The organism is Sorangium sp. So ce119 (genome assembly GCF_051524405.1).
GTDB classification, from domain to species: Bacteria; Myxococcota_A; Polyangia; order Polyangiales; family Polyangiaceae; genus Sorangium; species Sorangium cellulosum_G.
In genome coordinates this window covers 8761758-8779537 of the sequence record NZ_CP150310.1, presented here as the reverse complement: position 1 = coordinate 8779537, position 17780 = coordinate 8761758, and the positions used below count along the sequence as shown (strand labels likewise).

Annotated in this window: 11 protein-coding genes; 5 read left to right on the top strand and 6 right to left on the bottom strand. The window is 72.5% G+C overall.

Going from position 1 to position 17780, the window contains the following annotated elements; genetic code table 11:
• Positions 1-10 precede the first annotated feature (10 nt).
• Positions 11-580: a hypothetical protein gene (locus WME76_RS33160; protein WP_437956236.1), complete on the bottom strand. Its 570-nt coding sequence runs from the start codon at positions 578-580 to the stop codon at positions 11-13.
• Positions 581-919: 339 nt separating this feature from the next.
• On the opposite strand from WME76_RS33160, the gene WME76_RS33155 reads away from it, so the two are divergent.
• Positions 920-1363 (top strand): helix-turn-helix domain-containing protein, encoded by a 444-nt coding sequence (locus WME76_RS33155; RefSeq protein ID WP_433929328.1) that lies wholly within the window; start codon positions 920-922, stop codon positions 1361-1363.
• Between the two features lie 12 nt (positions 1364-1375).
• On the opposite strand, the gene WME76_RS33150 is transcribed toward WME76_RS33155, so the two are convergent.
• Positions 1376-2170, bottom strand: coding sequence for an RNA polymerase sigma factor (locus tag WME76_RS33150; RefSeq protein ID WP_437956235.1), 795 nt, complete (start codon positions 2168-2170; stop codon positions 1376-1378).
• Between the two features lie 283 nt (positions 2171-2453).
• Here WME76_RS33150 and WME76_RS33145 point away from each other — a divergent pair, with 283 nt between their 5' ends.
• Positions 2454-3362, top strand: coding sequence for a prephenate dehydratase (locus WME76_RS33145; RefSeq protein ID WP_437956234.1), 909 nt, complete (start codon positions 2454-2456; stop codon positions 3360-3362).
• 264 nt (positions 3363-3626) lie between these two features.
• Positions 3627-5705 (top strand): hypothetical protein, encoded by a 2079-nt coding sequence (locus tag WME76_RS33140; protein WP_437956233.1) that lies wholly within the window; start codon positions 3627-3629, stop codon positions 5703-5705.
• A 201-nt stretch (positions 5706-5906) separates the two neighbouring features.
• Here the strand turns inward: WME76_RS33140 and WME76_RS33135 are convergent, their stop codons facing one another.
• From WME76_RS33135 to WME76_RS33125, 3 genes are all read right to left on the bottom strand, one after another.
• A complete protein-coding gene (locus tag WME76_RS33135; RefSeq protein WP_437956232.1) occupies positions 5907-7853 on the bottom strand; it encodes a bifunctional metallophosphatase/5'-nucleotidase in 1947 nt (648 codons plus the stop codon).
• A 91-nt stretch (positions 7854-7944) separates the two neighbouring features.
• Positions 7945-9228 carry a diaminopimelate decarboxylase gene (locus WME76_RS33130; protein WP_437956231.1) on the bottom strand — a complete coding sequence of 428 codons (1284 nt, stop codon included), beginning with the start codon at positions 9226-9228 and terminating at the stop codon, positions 7945-7947.
• Positions 9229-9362: 134 nt separating this feature from the next.
• Entirely contained in the window at positions 9363-10301 is a 939-nt protein-coding gene (locus WME76_RS33125) for a protocatechuate 3,4-dioxygenase (RefSeq protein WP_437956230.1), read from the bottom strand.
• Positions 10302-11495: 1194 nt separating this feature from the next.
• Between WME76_RS33125 and WME76_RS33120 the strand changes: the two genes are divergently transcribed.
• Both WME76_RS33120 and WME76_RS33115 read left to right on the top strand, forming a co-directional pair.
• Positions 11496-11903 carry a response regulator gene (locus tag WME76_RS33120; RefSeq protein WP_437956229.1) on the top strand — a complete coding sequence of 136 codons (408 nt, stop codon included), beginning with the start codon at positions 11496-11498 and terminating at the stop codon, positions 11901-11903.
• A 65-nt stretch (positions 11904-11968) separates the two neighbouring features.
• Entirely contained in the window at positions 11969-12865 is an 897-nt protein-coding gene (locus WME76_RS33115) for a dienelactone hydrolase family protein (RefSeq protein ID WP_437956228.1), read from the top strand.
• A 139-nt stretch (positions 12866-13004) separates the two neighbouring features.
• On the opposite strand, the gene WME76_RS33110 is transcribed toward WME76_RS33115, so the two are convergent.
• Positions 13005-17327, bottom strand: coding sequence for a VIT domain-containing protein (locus tag WME76_RS33110; RefSeq protein ID WP_437956227.1), 4323 nt, complete (start codon positions 17325-17327; stop codon positions 13005-13007).
• Between the last annotated feature and the right edge of the window lie 453 nt (positions 17328-17780).

The window sequence follows — 17780 nt, the reverse complement described above, 5'->3', positions numbered from 1 at the left end:
GCTGGGCGCGCTAGCCCGGCGCGGCGAGCGCCGCGAGCTCGCCCGCGCTCGAGAGCCGCTCGAACTCCGCGCCCAGCCAGTCGAGGAACGCCGCGTCCCACGGCGGCCCTTCCGGCCGGCCGGCGACCGCCTCGGCGAGCTCCCGGTCCCAGCGGCCGTAGACCTCGCGGAGGAGGGCGTGCGCCCGGCGGCTCGCGCCGGAGGCCGGGTCTGCCCGGCCGTCCGCGCGCTCGGCTAAGGCGTCCTCGCAGAGGAAGTAGTTGCACGTCGCGGCCCGCCGCTCGGCGGGGACGGTGCAGCCGCGCGGGCCGTGATAGACGCACTTCGCGCGCCGCGGGGCCGTGCGCTCCTCCCGCTTCCGGATGCGCCGGAGATCGAGCCCGCGGCTCACGGGCAGCAGGTTGCCGGCGGCGATCTGCTCGAGCAGCCAGCCGCGACCGCCGAGGGAGACGATGCGGCCGATGTCGGTCCAGTCGAGCTCTGGCGGGCTGACGCAGCAGCCCGCCGGGCCTTGCGGGCACTGGCCGCACAGGGTCGAGTGCAGCCGGGTGTGCTCTCCCGAGAGCTCCAGACGGATCATCGATGCCCTCGCCGTGGCTCCAGGGGCCGAGACTCGCCATCGAGACAGCGCACGTCGAGGTACATGGCTCGCCAGCAATGACAAAAGCGTTGCGCGGTTGCAAGGGCCCAGACCGGACGCGGGGCAGAAGCGACGCGCCCCGCGCGTCCTCCCGTACCAACATGGTGTTCCAGAAGCGCGAGAACTCGCACTCCCGGGCGCTCGTGGAGGAGCTGAATCAGTTAAAGTAAGTAACGCGCACCGGCGTGCGCGCGCGCCCGCGCGGCGCCGCGCGACGTCGAGAGAAAGGTGCGATCGTCCTTTTCTGGCCGCGGCGGGAGTTGATAGGCTGCGCCGGTCATGGGCGATACGCTTCCCAGGGAGGTCGGCCGGGCCATTCGCGTGCTCCGGCTGCTGCACGGGCTCAGCTACGCCGAATTCGCCGAGAAGGCGCGCCTCTCTGCGACATACCTGCGGCAGGTCGAGCGCGGCGAGCGCGACCTCGGGCTCGGGGCGCTGGCGCTCATCGCACAGGGGCTCAACTGCGATGCTCGACTCCTCCTTCCCGGCGACGGGCGGAGCCCGGTCTCCGCGGTCGTCGCCGATCGCTTCGACCGCGCGCCCGAGGCGCTCCAGGAGGCGCTGCTCTTCCTCCTGATCGAGCCGGACGACTCGCCGAAGAAGCAGGCCATCCTCGCGCTCATCAACGACGATCCGGATCGCGCCCGGCCGCGCTCCCGGCCGCGGCCGGACGGGTCGCGGAGCGGCGCGCCCTCGTCGTCGAGCCGGCGCCCCGGGCGATGATCCGCTGAGCGCTCACGGGCGCGCGGACAGCGCGGACAGCGAGACGAGCGGCGGCGGGACGCTGGATACCACCGGACGGGCGCCGTTCCGGATCTCGATCCCGTCCATCGACGCGAGCCGCTGCGCGGCGAGGAGCTGAAAGGCGCTGAGCGCCCGCGTCCGCCGCTTGTAGGCCGTCGAGAGCGGGATTCCCGACTGGCTCGCGAAGTCCGCCATCGGGATGCCCTCGATGTCGTGCGCCATGAGGACCGCGCCGAGCTCTCCGTCGATCTCCCGGAGGACCGAGAGCGCGAACAGGCGATCGCACTCCGAGATGATCTGCTCCTCTGCCGATGGCTCGTCGAGCTCCGCCTCGAAGTCGTCCGGCAGCGGCTCCTCCACCCGGCGCCGCGCGCGCTCTGCGTAGTGGGACGCTGTGTGGACCGCGATCCTGTTCAGCCAGCGGTCAGGCGGCCCGCGCGCCGGATCGTAGTTCCCGAAGCTCTCGTGTGCCGCGAGCATCACGTTCTGGGCGACGTCCCGGCGATCCCGGCGCGGCACCCCCAGCAGGCGCAGCCAGCGCCGCACGAGCACGATCGTTTTCTTGTTGAAGATCCGCCAAAAAGCCTTTTCCCTGTCGTTCGGCGGCTGTGCACCGTCGCCTCCATGCCCCGTGCCCGGCATCGCGTAACGATCGTTATCACAAGAAACGAAACTTGCAAAACGTGGCCGAAGCGATCCCGGGCAGAATTCCGCCTTGTGAGTGAGATGATGTAGGTGGAGGTGGTTGACGTCGGCGGTGGCCTCGACGGCGCGTGTTGCGCGCATGGAGGCTGAATCGTGGGAGAAAGCGCCGTTCGACGATGGTGCTGGCGATGTAACGATCGTTCCTCTCCCGGTGCGGGGCGCGGGCGCCTCGGGCAAGGCCGTTCGCGGCGCGCCGGGGCGGGGCTCGCCCGCGCGGATGCGGCCGCTTTCCCCGCTGGACGCCACCGCACCGCGCCGGTAGACAGGCCGCGCTCGATGCACACGCTCCCTCGAAGGATGCCGGCCTCCCGGCGGACCGGCGCCGCGCTGGTCTGCAGGGGCCCTGGTGAGGCGGTCACCGCCCATGTCGACTGACGCCGGGGATCCGGGGGCGGCGCGCCGCGACGAGGCGGCAGGCGGCGCGGGGGAGGCCGCGGCGCCGCGCCCGCTGGTCGCCTACTTCGGGCGGCCCGGGACGTTCAGCCACGAGGTCGCTTCCCGGCGGTTCGGGCAGAGCGCGGACCTCGCGCCCCGGCGCACCATCTCGGAGGTGTTCGACGCCGTGGCCGCCGGCGCGGCGACCTACGGCGTCGTGCCGATCGAGAACGCGGTGGGCGGCCCGATCTACGACACCGTGGATCAGCTCATCCGCCGCGAGGGCACCGGCGCGGCGCTGGTCGTGTGCGAGGAGCTCTCGCTGCACGTCACGCTGTCGCTCCTCGGCAGGAGGGGCGTGACGCCGAAGCGCATCTATTCGCACTTCGTCCCGCTCAAGCACTGCGGCGACTGGCTGCGCCAGAACTACCCTGACGCGCAGATCCTCGAGGCGGAGAGCACCGCCGAGGCCGTCGAGCGCGCGGCGCAGGACGGCGAGGCCTGGGCGATCGGCAACAAGGGCGCGGCGGCCATCTACAAGCTCGAGGTCCTCGTGCCGAAGCTCGGGGTGAAGGGCGAGAACATCACGCGCTTCTTCATCGTCGGCCGGGCCGAGGAGCCGCCGCCCTCGGGCGGGCGGACGCTGCTCCTGTTCGGGCTGGACCACCGCCCCGGGGCCCTTGTCTCGGCGCTGTCCGCGCTCGGCAGACACCATATCAACCTCACGCGCATCGTCTCGCGCGCGCTGCCGGACAGCCCGGAGGAGTACCTCTTCCTCGTCGAGTGCGAGGGCAGCACCAGGGAGCCGGCCTTCCAGGAGGCGCTCGCGCTCCTCCAGCAGCACGCGACCGGCGTGCGCTCGCTCGGCTCGTTCCGCGTCAGCCAGAAGTACGAGTAGGCGCCCCGCTCGGCCGGGGCGTCACCTCGGGACGAAGCTGCCCGATGAGGATGATGACGAGTTCATCGCGGCGGACGTGAGCCGGTCTCTCGTCGAGTAGGCACCCCCACCGGCGGATGAAACAACGCCGCTGAGAAGGTGGAAATATGATCGCGCAGGGTATCCTGCGTGACCCTCTGCTCTTTTTCGATCGCCAACGGCGCCTCGCCTGGGACTAGAACGCTCGCCGCGTGCGGTCTCGCACCCCTCGACAGGCAAGGTGACATGGAACGACGATGGCGATGGCTCTTCGTGGTTGTGCCGGCGCTCATGGGCTCTCTGGAAGGGTGTGACCACGGCCCATGGCTCTCGGCGTTACCGATCGACAGCGGCCTGCGCGGCGAAGCGGCGGGCCCGAAGGTCAAGCCGATCGGGGCGAGCTGCAGCTGTGACGCGGACTGCGGCGACGCGGGGGCCCTCTGCTTGCTCGGCATCTGCATGCAGCGCGCGGAGGGGCCTTGTACGGCGCCGAACAGCGAAGAGGGGTGCGCGCCCGGATCCCGCTGCTTCAACACGGATATCCTGACGGACACGGGGGTGTGTTATCCCGTCTACGATCCCGCGACCTGCGAGGGCGTGGAGAACCGTCATGGCCTGTGCTCTCCGCGGCGCGGCGAGGGGTGCAACCCGGCCTGCGGCGCGGCGTGCGCGGAGGACACGGTGGGCGCCGGCGACGTGGGCGCGGCCTGCGACACGGCGGCTGAGTGCTCGCTGCGCGGCGCGACCTGCTACAGCGACGCGGGCGCGACGGAGCCGAACGGCTGGGTCGAGGGCTATTGCCTCGCGTTCGACTGCGCGCGCGACGCCGAGTGCGGCCCGGAGGCGGGCTGCTTCCCCGCGGCGGAGGGCGGCGCGCCCGTGTGCATGAACACCTGCGGCAGCGACCTCGACTGCCGGCCTGGCTACGTCTGCCACGTCGTCGATGGCGCGAGCCGCCCTGCCTGCTTCGCGGGCTGCGACGCCGCCGCGACCTGCCCGGTGGGCACGACCTGCCTCGGGGAGCTGTGCGTGTCCGACGACGTCGCGTGCTCACCGGACGTCCCCTCCGGGTGGTGTCCGGAGGGCGAGCGGTGCGACGACGGCGTGTGCCGCGAGGACGGGTCCGCCTGCGACTCCGGCGGTGACGTGCTCGAGCCCAACGACGCTCCGGGGGCCGCGGTGAGCGCGCCCGCGGGCGTCACGGAGGAGCTCACCGTGTGCGAGGGGGACGAGGACTGGTTCAGGATCGTGGTGCCGGAGGGGACGATCGTCCGCGTGGGCATCCGGCTCCGCCACGCCGCGGGGGACCTCGATCTGGTGGCCTATGACGGCGAGGGCCGGCTGCTCGGGTCGCGCTACGGCGAGCAGTACCCGTACTCGTACCGCGATCAGGAGACGGACACGGAGGTGTACGGGTTCTACTCCGAGCGAGGCGGCGCCGAGTACCTCCTCCGGGTCGTCGGCCACGAGGGCGCGCAGAACACCTATCAGCTCGACGTGACCTCGTATCCTTACGTCGACGGTCCGAGCTGCGTGAGCGCCGGCTTCTCGTTCGACGACTGCGCCGGCTTCGGCGACGGCGGCAGCGGGCTCTTGCCGTTCCCGTTCCCCGACCCTGACGATGCGGTCGTCGGCGGCGGTTATGTCTGGGAGACCTTCGGCAACTACCGCTTTGCTCGGCGCGAGCTCATCATGCTCGTCCGCGACGCGCTGTCGGAGACGCTGGGCGCGTTCCCCGGCACGACGCCGCTCTCGCTGATCGACGTCTGCCAGATCAACGGCGTCACGCCCGGGTACGACATCGGCGATCCGCGCCACCCCGAGTCGACGCACGATCAGGGCGGCAACATCGACATCGCGTATTTCCAGACGGACGGCTCGAACGACGGAGAGATCATCTGCGGAGACGGGTCGAAGCACGAGGACGGGTACTGCTCCTCGGCGGCGAAGCGAGATCACATCGTCGATCTCGAGCGCCAGGCGTTCTTCATGGCCAGGCTGTTCCGCTCGCCCCGCACGCGCGTCATCGGCGTGGACAAGATCATCGCGCCGTTCCTCTCGAAGACGGCGACCAGGCTGAACGCCCTTCCGGCGCGCGATCCGCGGAGGATCACCGACGCCGAGCTCGCGAGCTTCTCGGACCGGATGGCCTACGGCTCGGGGTGGCCCTATCACCATCACCACATCCACCTCAGCATGGACTGGTGGCCGAAGCGCGCCGCGGCCGGCGGCCCTGCGGCTGCGTCCTTCGCGTCGTCCCCTGTCATCCACCGCTCGCCCGCCGTCGCGGCAGAGCAGCGGATGACGTGGCCGCCGCGGCCGTAGCGTGGTGACGCGGTGATCGATTAGAAAGAGAAGAAATTAACCACAGAGGGCACAGAGGGCACAGAGGGAGAGAGAAAGAGAAGAGAGATGATGACGAGCTGTTCTCTCTCTCTCTGACTATCTCTCTCTTTCTCTTCCTCTGTGCCCTCTGTGCCTCTGTGGTTCAAATCTCTCTTCTTCCCCGGAACAACCGAGCACCGCTCAGGGCACGATCGTGATCCGGTCGAGCGGGGGCGGCGAGACGGGCGAGCTCACCGCGAAGTAGTCCCGCAGGGCGTCGAGATCCAGGGCGCCGCCGAGGCGGTCGGTCCCCTCGTTGAGCACGGTGAAGCCGTCGCCGCCCGACGCCAGGAAGCTGTTCACCGTCACCCGGTACGTGCGCGCCGGCTCGATCGGGACGCCGTTGATCCGGATCGAGGCGATGTCGACCTTCGAGTCGACGGGCGCGCTCTGGCTGTAGGTGTAGGTGAAGCCGTCCGAGACCTGCAGGATCACGCTCTGCGGCGTTCCCATCGCGTCGACCCGGAACTGCTGCTCCAGCAGCGTATCGATCTGCGCGCCCTTCAGGGTCATCACGACAAGGCTGTTGCCGAACGGCTGCACCGTGAACGCCTCGCCGAACGTCACCACCCCGTCCATGAGCTCCGTCGGCGACGCCGCGTAGGCGAGGTCTGCGCGGACGCCGCCCGGGTTCATGAAGGCGATCTCGGCCCCGCCGGTGCGCGCGTCGCGCGTGGCGGCGAGCTGGGAGTCGGCGATGACGGCGCCCAGCGCGAAGAGCCCCGAGCCCATGGGCGGGACCGCGCGATCGAGCGTCGCGGTGATCGTGCCGATCTGCACGTTGGCCAGCGGCGCCGCGAGGTCCCTGTAGCGCGTCACCAGGGCGTCCACCCCCTCGTGGGCGTCCTCGCGCGCCACGACGACGTTGTTCGCCGTCTTCGCCGTCACCTCGCCCGTGGTCCGGCTGATCTCCAGATCGATGTCGGTGACCAGCCGGCCGAACGACGCCGCGCTCGTCACGACCTTGTCGTCGAGGATGCAGTTGTACGCCTGGTGCGTGTGCCCACTGACGATGACGTCCACGGCGGGGTCCATGTTCGTGGCGATCTCGACGAGGGGGCCAGAGAGGCCCGGGCACTCGTTGAGATGGCCGGTGGGGAGCCCTCCCTCGTGGAGCACCACCACGATGGCCTCGATGCCCTGCGCCTGGAGCTCCGGGACGATGGCGTTCACCGTGTCGACCTCGTCCATGAACGAGAGCCCCGCGACGCCGATGGGCGTCACGATCGACGGCGTGTCCTCGAGCGTCATGCCGATGAAGGCGATCTTCACGCCGTCGAACTCGCGGACGTCGTAGCGCGGGAAGAGCGTCCTGCCAGTCGTCGTGTCCACGACGACGTTGGCGGCGAGGAACTGGAAGCTCGCGCCCGCGAAGAAGGTGCCGTCCGCGCAGCCGTCGACCGGGCTGCACCCGCCATACTGCATGCGGAGGAGCTCCGCGGTGCCCTTGTCGAACTCGTGGTTGCCGACGCCGTTGATGTCGAGGCCGAGGAGGTTCATGGCCTCGATCGTCGGCTCGTCGTGGAAGAGCGCCGACACGAGCGGGCTCGCGCCGATGAGGTCTCCGGCCGAGACCACCACGGTGTTCGGGTTCGTGGCGCGGAGCGCGGCCACGCGCGACGCGAAGTAGGCGACGCCGCCCGCGTTCACCTGCGTCGTGTCGGGCAGCGTGATCCTGCCGCTGCTGCCCGCCGGCGGCTCCAGGTTGCCGTGGAAGTCGTTGAAGGCGAGGATCTGCACGCTCACGGTGTCGCCGCCGCCGTCGCCGCCGCCCGAGCCGCCGTCGCCGCCCTGGCCGCCCGAGCCGCCGTCGCCGCCCTGGCCGCCCGAGCCGCCGTCGCCGCCCTGGCCGCCCGTGCCGGTGGCGCCCGAGCCGCCGTCGCCGCCCTGGCCGCCCGTGCCGGTGGCGCCGCCGGTGCCACCCGAGGCGGTGCCGGTGGCGCCGCCGGTTCCCCCGACGGGGCTCGTCGCGTCGTCGCCGCAGCCCGCGCTGGCCATCGGCGGCACGATCAGCGCGGCGCCGACCAGCGTCACCCGCCACGCCCGTGCGCACCGCCCCACGACCCCGGAAGCTCCAGTCCACCTCATCCCTGCTCCTCCACGTCGAAGCGCTCGCCCATCCACGGTCTCACATGCTGGGCCCGCGGGGAAACAGCCACGTGAACGCCCCGCGGCGGCCTCATGGCTGGCCGCGGCCGCGGCTCCAGAACGCCACCACGTCCTCGGGCCGCTCGCGCTCGCGCAGGACGCGGAGCTCGCCGCCGTCGACGCCGAGCACCGCGGGGATGCCGCGGCTGCAGTGGCGGGACCACATGCTCAGCGTGTAAGCCCCCGTGTCGCGGACGAGCACGAGATCCCCGGGCGACAGCGCCGGGAACGGCAGGTCGCGGGCGAGCACGTCGCCGCCGAAGCACAGCGGGCCGCCGAGGGTGCACGGCGAGAGCGGCCCCTCCTTGAGGGCGCCATCCGCGTCGAGCGCCACGAAATCGTGGTGCCAGTCGGCCGGGTGGTAGGCGCGGCGCAGCAGGAAGTCGGCCCCGAGGTGCAGGATCGCGGTGCGCCCCGCCGGGTCCTCCTTCACGTACTCCACGCGCGAGACGGCGAAGCCGCAGCCCGCCTGGATCCAGCGCCCGAACTCGGTGATCAGCGTTGTCCCCTCCTCGAAGAGCGTCGGCACCTCCAGGCGCAGCGCGGCCGCGTGGTCCTCGAGCAGCGGCGGCCGGTCGGTGCTCCGGTAGGCGACCGGCAGCCCGCCGCCGATATCCATGGTGCGGGCGGCGCCCGGCCCGAGCGCGCGGCGGATGTCCTGGCGCAGCGCCTCGACGCGGCGGATCCCGTCGACGAGCTGCGAGGGCGCGCACCCCTGCGAGCCGACGTGCACGTGCAGGCCGGTGAGCCACCCGTACCGCGCGAAGGCGGCGCGCACGGCGTCGGCCTGCTCGAGCGGGACCCCGAACTTGGAGCGCCGATCCGCGACGCTGGTGAGGGCGATGCTGGACGCCCCGACCTGCGGGTTGATCCGCAGCCCGATGCGGTCGCCCGCCTCCCCGTGCCGGACGAGCGCGTCGATGCGCTCGAGCTCATCGAGGTTATCGGCGTTGATCCGCACGCCCAGGCGGAGGGCCTCCGCGATGTCGTCGCGCGTCTTCGCGGGGGAGTCGTAGACGATGCGGCCGGGGGGGCACCCGGCGGCCGCCGCGAGCTTCACCTCCTCGAGCGAGGCGGCCTCGAGCCCCGCGCCGCAGTCGACCGCCGCGCGGAGGACCTCCACGAGGGGGTTCGCCTTGATCGCGACCGCGTGGAGGGCGCCCGGCGGGAACGCCGCGCCGATCCGCCCGATGCGCGCCCGCATGCGCCCGAGGTCGTGGAACAGGACCGCAGGCTCCACATCCATCCCGCGGCGCCGCGCCTCGCGGAACGCGCGCGCCATGCTCCCGGGATCCAGCCGATCCGCGTCGCTCATGGGACCTCCCTACCGCAGTCTGGCGTCCGGGCGGGAGGTTGTCCGCCCCTGCGCGCCATCGCGGCACCCCGCGCCGGCGCCATCGCGAGCAGGCGGCGCGACCTGTATTTCCAGGATGTCTCGCGCCGGCGCGCTCAGCCGTCGACGATGACGTTGAGCTTTCCGATGACGAGCCCGGGGGTGTACGACATGGTGGGCATCGCAGGGTCGCCGAACCCCGGGGGGTTGAGGCTCGACGCCGGGATGTTCGTCGAGCGGGCCTCGTACGCCGGCTCGTTCTCGTAGATCTGCCTGCTGAAATCGGCCTCGAAGTAGAACTGCGTCGTGATCAGCCGGGTCGTGGCCCCGTTGATGCGCGCGACCAGGTGAACGTGGACGGGGCGCCCCGCGTACCATCCCGGCCAGATCGTCCTGAAGCCGGCGATCCCGTTGCGGTCGGTGAGCTGGACGCCGCGGCAGAAACGCTCGTCGTTCTCGACCGTGCGCTCGCCCGGGCCGCTGTACGGCGTGGAGGGGTCCTGGCCGTCGAAGCCGCTGTAGTAGCCATCCGCATCGCAGTGCCAGATGTAGATCTCGGCGTCGGGGATGGGCTCGCAGTTGTTCTGGGCGTCGAGCAGGCGGAAATAGAACTGGAACTCGCAGCCGGGATGGCCGTCCCGGAGATCGCTGCGAAACAGGCTGATGTCGTTCGGGATCTCGCTGTCGTCGATGAAGAACGGCCCCTCGATGTCCGTGGTGGTCAAGGCGCACCTGACGGCATCCTCGAAGATCGAAGGGTCCAGGTTCAGCGAGTCGTCGCCCCACGCGCCGCCCACACCGCCGCCGGCCCCGCCGGTGCCCGAGCTGGTGCTGCTCGTGCTGGCGATGCCTGAGCTGCTGCTGGTCGCCGTGCCCGTGCCTCCACCGCCGCCTCCGGCGCTGCTGGAGCTCGGATTGTCCGTCCCGTCGTCCTCTCCGCAGGACGTGAGCGCGGGCGCGGTGATGGCGAACGCCCCGAGCTTGATGAGGATCTGCCGGCGGTCGAGGACCCAGCCGAGCAGATCACGCGCCAGGGGTCCCTTTCTCTCAGCCATACAAGGATCTCCTTCGATAAGTCATGCCACGACCGTGAAGTACGCTAACTGGAACGGGTGGGGGGCGGCGCCCCATCCAAGATCGACCGACGAATGAGCTCGAGCTGATCGGCCGCGATGCCCGCGCCGCCCGGCGGCGCCGTGTCGTCGGCTCCGTCGGGGGATCCCCGATCTCCGCATGGCACGCCATCACGAGGAGCGATGACGAGCGCGCCGAGGATGCGGCGAGGGGCACGGGCATCGGAGCTGCCTGGCGACGGATCGACTCACCCGCTGTTCACGGGATGACGGTGCTCCGGGGACATGAGGGACTGCCATCCCTAAGAAAGACTCGCGTGACGCGCCGCCGGCGCAGTCGCAGTGCGCCGGGGCCGTCAATGGGAATACCGTCCCACGGTTTTGGTGTCAAACAGAGTTTTGGATCTCGGATCGATGAAAGAAAGTCAAATGGTGTGATGCTGAGACGAAGTCGGCTCATCGCCGAGGGGCGAGAGAGGCCAAGTGTCCAGTGAGGATTTCACTCCTCCCGGGCGAGCGCGGAACGATGATGGCCAGTGGGAAGTAACCGTGCGTATCTCGTCTAAGGTCGTCCACGGGGGATGCCAGGAGATGGCCAGCGGGCGGAGCGCTCGTCGAGCTGTCCACCGACCGGCTCATCGTCCTCACGCTCACGGGAGACGCCGCCGCTGCCGCTCGCGCGGACCGGTCTTACAGTCGTGGTGAATAAGTACAATACGCCAGCGCGCACCATCGTCTCCCGTGTGGCCCAGACGAATTCCCGGAGGGAGGCGATGTGATCACGCCAGGGGCTCGGGAAGTGGCCGAAGATGTCGCTTTCCCGGACGTGGGGGGCGCCCGGCGGCGCAGATCGCGGCCGCGCGCGCCGCGGTGAACGGGGCAGGTCGAGCCTCGGGGGCTGCTGGGCGAGGCTGGCCAGGGGCTCGCAGGCCAGGGAAAGCGGATACCCGTGGGCATCCGGCATCGAGCGCCGGCGCGAGGTCGGGGGGAGGGGAAGCCGGGAACGGGCTCGGAGGGGAGGCCGGGAATGGCGGGGAGGCGTTCACCTCCGGCGGTGCCGTCCTGGACCACTGTACAAACGAACAGGCGCAGGCACGTCGGAAAATTGGTAATCGCTTCAGGTCCTGTGGTTTCTGTTGTAGGAGGCGCTCCCAAACCCTCCGACAGGACCCCCGCATGACCCGCATCCTCCTCATCGATGACTCCGCCGCGATGCGAACGCACATGCGGGCGGTGCTCGCGGGGTCGAAGGAGCTCGGGCCGGCGGTGGAGATCGCGGAGACGGCGAGCGGGTTCGAGGCGCTCCGGCTGATGCACCGGGGCGCGTACGACGCCGTGATCATCGACATCAACCTGCCGGACATCGACGGGCTCGAGCTCATCCGCTTCATCCGTCAGAGCCGGCACCACCGCGACGTCGCGCTCGTCGTCGTCTCGACGATGTCCGCGGCGCGCGAGCGCGAGCGCGCGTTCCGGCTCGGCGCGCACGCGTTCGTCGCGAAGCCGTTCTCGGCGGACACGCTGGCCTCGGCCGTCCGTCGGGGCGTCTCGTCGAGCCAGCTCCGCCTGCGCGTGGCGACCTAGGCGGGCGCCGCGCCGCCGCGGGGAGGCTTCCGGCGCGCCGCCCCGAGCTGGTAGGGTGCGCGGCCATGAAGCTCCGCCCCAGCCGTCTCCGCCTGGCAGCGCCGCTCGCGCTGGCGATGGCGACCGCCGCCTGCTCTGGCTCGTCTCCGGCCCCCCGCGCCGAGCCGCCGTCCGGCGCCGCCGCCCCGGCGCCCGCGCCGGCCAGCGCCGCGGACAGCCCGACCGGCCTGCTCTCGGAGGAGGACTTCAAGGCGCTCCACCAGCTCCGGGCGGACAGGGCGCCGCCCGCGCGCGGGCAGTCGATCGAGGTGGCCGGGACGCGGGCGTACCTGAGCCTGCCGAAGGACGCGAAGCCGCCCATCCCGGGCGTCGTTGTCATCCACGAGTGGTGGGGCCTGAACGAGCACATCAAGCACTGGACCGACCGCCTCGCCGAGGACGGCTACGCCGCGATCGCCGTGGACCTGTACGGCGGCAAGGTCGCGACCACGCCGGACGACGCCATGACGGCCATGAAGGCGGTCGACGAGGCGAAGGGGATCGAGACGGTGCGCGCCGCGCACCGCTTCCTCACGACCGACGCGCGCGTCTCGGCCCGGCGGACCGGCTCGATCGGGTGGTGCTTCGGCGGCGCCTGGTCGCTCAAGCTCGCCATGAACGAGCCCGAGCTCGACGCCGCCGTCATCTACTACGGCCGGCTCGTCACCGACCAGGAGAAGCTCAAGACGATCAAGGCGCCGGTGCTCGGCGTCTTCGGCAACCGGGACGAGGGCATCCCGCCCCAGGTCGTGAACGAGTTCGACAAGGCGCTGCACGAGGCGGGCGTGGAGCACGAGGTGCTCCGGTACGACGCCGAGCACGCCTTCGCGAACCCGTCGGGAGAGCGGTACGACACGAAGGCCGCGGCGGACGCCTGGGAGAAGGTGCGGCGGTTCCTGGCGGCGAAGCTGAAGGAGCAGTGACAGGCGCGGGGAGGCTCCCGGCCCCACCGCGCGCCGAGCTGTCCACTGCGTTCAGGCGCCCTCTCAGCCTTCGATTCGATCGTCGAGGCGGCCTCCCCCCCGTCCATTCGCCGGCGATCGCGCGACCCCGAGCCATCGCTCAGGGCGCCGCGACGCTCGCCAGCGAGGCCTCCTGTTCCCCGGCGCGGATCGACCCCGGCGCGCTCGTCACGCGGAACGACGCCCCGTCCCACACGATCGTCGTCACCACGAAGCGCACGTCCCGGCGCGGCGGATCGCTGCGGAACCGCACGCGCCACGCGAGGCGCGCGAGCTCGGACGCGGGGAGCTGCACCGCCGCGAGCCCGACCGCCGGCGCGAACACGCCGTCGCCGAGCGCCGCGTCCACCTCGCCGTCGCGCGCCGCCAGGGCGAGCTCCGCGGCGTGGTCCTCCCAGAGCACGACGCGGAGCGCCCCGGGGCCGCTGAAGAGCTGGAGCTCCTTCAGCTTGCGGGCGAGGCTCTCGGCGTCGGCCGGCGCGCCGGCCTCGGCGAGCAGCCGGCCGATGCGCGCCGCGGACAGGAGGCGCGCCCACGCGCGCGGATCGTCCGCCCCCGGCGTGCCCTCGGCGGCCGCGACCTTGCGCTGGATGCGCAGCGCCTCGTCGACGCGCCCGCTGCCCGCGGCCGCCGCGGCGAGCCGCAGCCAGCCCCGGGGCTCGGTCGGCGCGAGGTCCGTGAGCGTCGTGTACTGCCGGTACGCGGCCGCGTACCAGCCGTGCCGGAGGTACACGTCGCCGAGCATCTCGCGCGACGCGGGGCTCGTCGGATCGAACTCGACGATCTCCGAGTACGTGCGGAGCGCGTCCGGCTCGAAGCCGCTCGCGGCGAGCACGTCGCCGAGCTCCAGCGCGAGCCCGGGGCTCATGAAGCCGCGGTCGCGGAGCCGCCGCCCGTAGGCCAGCGCCTCGTCCTTCCGGCCCGCCTCCGCGAGCAGGCGCACCCGCCGGATCTCCCCCTCCGGGTCGTCGGGCCGCTCGGTGAGCATCTGGCGCACCAGCGCGAGCCGCTCGTCCACCGTCGACAGCGCCGCGAGGCGCTCGTCGACGAGCGTCCAGCGCGCCTTCGGATCGGCGCCCCCGAAGAGCGTGCGCCGCACCGCCGCGGAGATCGCGGGATCGACGGTCCGCCGCATGAGCCCGCGCGCGATGAACCGCTGCGCCTCGGGCTCGTCGGCGAAGCGAACGAGCAGCGCCTCGGCGCCGCCCTCGGTGGTCACCTTCGCCTGGAGCAGCGAGAGGAGCGCGGCCCTCGCGCGCCAGTCCGGCAGCTCGCACGTCGACAGCGCGCCCTCGTAGCGCGCGATGAGCTGCTCGGCCGACGTGGCGCGCGCGAGGCGCTTCGACCACACGACGAGGCGCTCGGCGAGCGGGCGCCGCGCGGTGTCGCTGCACGGCGACATCGCCACGGGCCGGGGCCTGGGCGGCCACGCCTGGGCAGCCCTCCGCGCGGCCGCCGCCCCGTCCGCCGCGCCCGGCTTCGCGGCGGACGCGGCCGGATCGAGCGGACCGCCGCCGCCGCGCGGCGCGCCCTTGAGTCGATCCGCGCCGGACGCGCCGGACGCGCCGGACGCGCCGGACGCCAGCGCGCCGCCGCCCTCCGAGGCCTTCCGGGGCGCGCGCTCCGACCGAGGGGCGGCCACGTCGTTCGTCGCGGCCGCGGCGCGCTCCTGCGGCGCGGGCTCCTGCTCCGCGTCGCCGGCCGGGGCTGTGGCCGTCGGGGCGGGCGCGGCGGCCGGGGAGGGCATCGCGGGGGCGGGCGGGGCGAGGTCCGCCGCGGCGCCCGGCTCCCGCGCCTCGGCCTGCGCGGGCGCCGCCGCAGCAGCCGGCGCCTGCTTCCTCATGCCGTGGCCGCCTTCCTTGTTCGAGCTCTCCTCATCGCCCGCCCCGCTCGGCTCGCTCCTCGAGCAGCCGGCGGCGACCGCCATCGAGGGCGGCGCGAGCAGCGCCGCGAGCTCGCGCTCTCGCGCGGGCGTGAGCGCCGTCAGCCGCTCGCCCCGGAGCGGCGAGCGCCGCCGCCGGATCCCCTGGTTCACGTAGGCCTGCTCGCTCTCGAGCGCCAGCGTGCTCGTGAACGGCGTGATCAGCCCGTACTCGAGCCCGAGCTCGACCACCTTGCCCCGGTGCGCCTCGATGTCGTCGCCGTCCGCGAGCAGCCGCCGCATCTTCTCGGCCGCCCAGAAGCGCGGCACCAGCGCCGCCCCGACGCCCCGATCGATCTCGATCGGGTGCTCGCGCGCGTACTCCTTCCCGGCGAGCCGCCCCTTCACGATCGCCTTTGCGGGCAGCGCGTGGTGCGTGCGCGCGAGCATCACGACCTCCTCGCCGCGCGACACCTTGCCGCTCGCGGTGAGCATCGGCTCGTCGAGCCCGGCGCCGAGGTCGATCGACAGATCGGTGATGGTCGCCGTCTTGATCGCGCTGGCGAGGCGCAGCACCTCGGACGTCGAGCCCTCGGCCTCGTCGATCCGGAACGCCTGCCCGCCCCCGGCGCGCGCGAGCTCGCGCAGCAGCGCGTGGTTCGCGTTCTCGCCGACGCCGACGGTGAAGAAGCGCGCGCGCGAGGCCGAGAGCGACCGGCGGAGCCGCTCCGAGAGGCGCGCGCCGGTCACCTCGCCGCTCGTCGCGAGCCCGTCGCCGATGTAGATGACCGCCGGCTGCTCCTTGCCGTGCACGCGCCCGAGCGCCGACTCGAAGAGCGCGCCGAGGTCGGTCGCGCCCCCCGTCGCGTGCTCGGCCAGCCGCGTGAGCGCGGCGGAGATCTCCTGCTCCGACGCCTCGGCCAGCCCGTCCCTCGGGTGAAGGACCGCGGGCGCCGAGTCGAGCGCGACCAGCGCGAAGTGGTCCGACGGCGACATCGCCCGGAGGATCGCCTCGGCCGCCGCCGCCTTCTGCTGCCGCGCGGGCTCGTCGGCCGACGCCGACGTGTCGACCACGACGACGAGGTCCGCGGGCAGCTCCTTGAGCTCGGTCCAGTCCACGTCGGGCACGTACCGGGCCATCACGTAGTCGGCGCGGTCCTCGCCCGCGGCGAAGCGCGACACGCGCAGCGGCGACGCCTTCTCCTTCACGGAGGCCTCGAGCTGGAAGTCCGCGCGCGGCTCGTAGCCGCTCCGCCGCATGCTCACGCGCCGCCCGCCGTCCTCGATGACGGCGTCCGCGAGCGTCGCGATCTGCATGCCCTGGCCGGCCTGGCCGAGGTCGACCGAGAGCGAGAACTCGCCGATCTGGACCGGCTCGCTCGAGCGCATCGGGTACACGTAGGCGAGCTTGCCGGCCGGCGCGCCGAGCATCTCCACGTACCGCAGCACCACGCGCCGGGAGCCGCTCGCGGGCACCGGGAAGATGCGGGCGCGGTAGCTGTGCCCGTCGACCCACTCGAGCAGCGCCGGCTCGTGGCCGGTCTGCACGGCGGTCTGGTACCGCTGCGCCGCCTCTCTCCGCTCGATCACCTCCCCCTCGACGAGCACGCCGTCGGTCTCCACCGCGAACGAGCTCACGAGCGCCCGCTCGGGCACGGTGAACCAGTACCAGCCCTCGACCTGGCGCCCGCCCGGGTTGGAGAAGGTCTGGTCCACCTCGGTCTCGGCGATGCCGTCGCGCACGACCGCGCGCACGACCTGCCGGCTGATCTCGAGCGTGCGCGCCTGCGCCCCCGGGGCGCCCTGCAGGTCGACGCCGTAGATCCGGCCGGCGCCGCTGCCTTCGCCAGCGAGCGGCCGGTGGTCGCCCATGCCGCCGGTCCAGTCCTCCCAGTAGGCGAGCGGCGCGACCTTCGGCGCGGCGTCTCCGGCGACGGTCGCCTGCTCCCCGGCGTGCACCTCGACGCGCCCCCCGGGCGCCGTGACCAGGGCGAGCCCGCGCGCCACGTACACGCTCACCTCCTTGCCCGAGCGCCTCATCGACAGGCCCGCGTCGGCCGCCGAGACCTTGACGTCCCCGAGCGCGTGCGAGAGCTCGCCGCGCTCGGACGGCGGCGCGTCGAGCCACACCTCGCCCTGGCCGAGCGAGAGCCCGCCCGCGCCGAGCGCGATCTCCGAGTCTGCGCGGAGGAACACCGCCGAGCCGTCGGCGAGCCGCACGAGCGCCCGCGCTCCCTTTCCGGTCGCGAGCTCGGCCCCGACCGGGATCGGGGTGCCGGACACCACCGTCGACGGCGTGTCGTCCTGCGCGCTCTCCGTCAGCGTGACGTCTCCCGAGGAGAGCTCCAGCCGCGCGCCGATGGCGCTGGCCCGCGCGGGCGGCGTTTCCCGCCTCAGGACGAGCGCGGTCACGGTCGCCGCGAGCGCGAGCACCCCGGCCGCGAGCCCCACGCGGAGGCTGCGCCTGCGCCTGCGCCGCGCCGCCTCGCCTTCCGCCGCGGCTGCGCGTTCCCGTTCAGGTTCCGGCGCTCCGGCCGGCTCTTCGTGTTCAAGCGACGACATCCAGGACCTCCTCGCCGCGGCGGCTCTCGCCCCCGGAGCCCAGCGCGGGGTCACACGCAGACGTCCCGTGCCCCGCGACGATCTACCGAAGCGATCGCGACGGCCATCGTAACGGGAAAGCGCGGACGGCGCGTAGCCCGACCCGGCGCGGGATGGCGAGGGGCGCTCGTCCGGCGGCGGCCCGCGTGGGGAAAGGAGAGAGAGCTGAACCGCGAAGACGCCAGGGACGCCACGGGGAGAAGAAGAGGAGAGCGAGAGTAGAAGAGAGAGCGTGAGAGATTCATCTCTCTTGTTCTCATCTCCCTCCCCTCTCCTGGCGCTCTTGGCGCCCTGGCGGTTTCTCTTTCTCTCTTCTCCATCCGCCCGTTGACTCAGGCCCTCGCGCACCCCGGGTCAGGGGGGCCGAGCGCTTTCATCGGGCCTGGGCGCGCTCTATAGCGTCATGGAACAGGC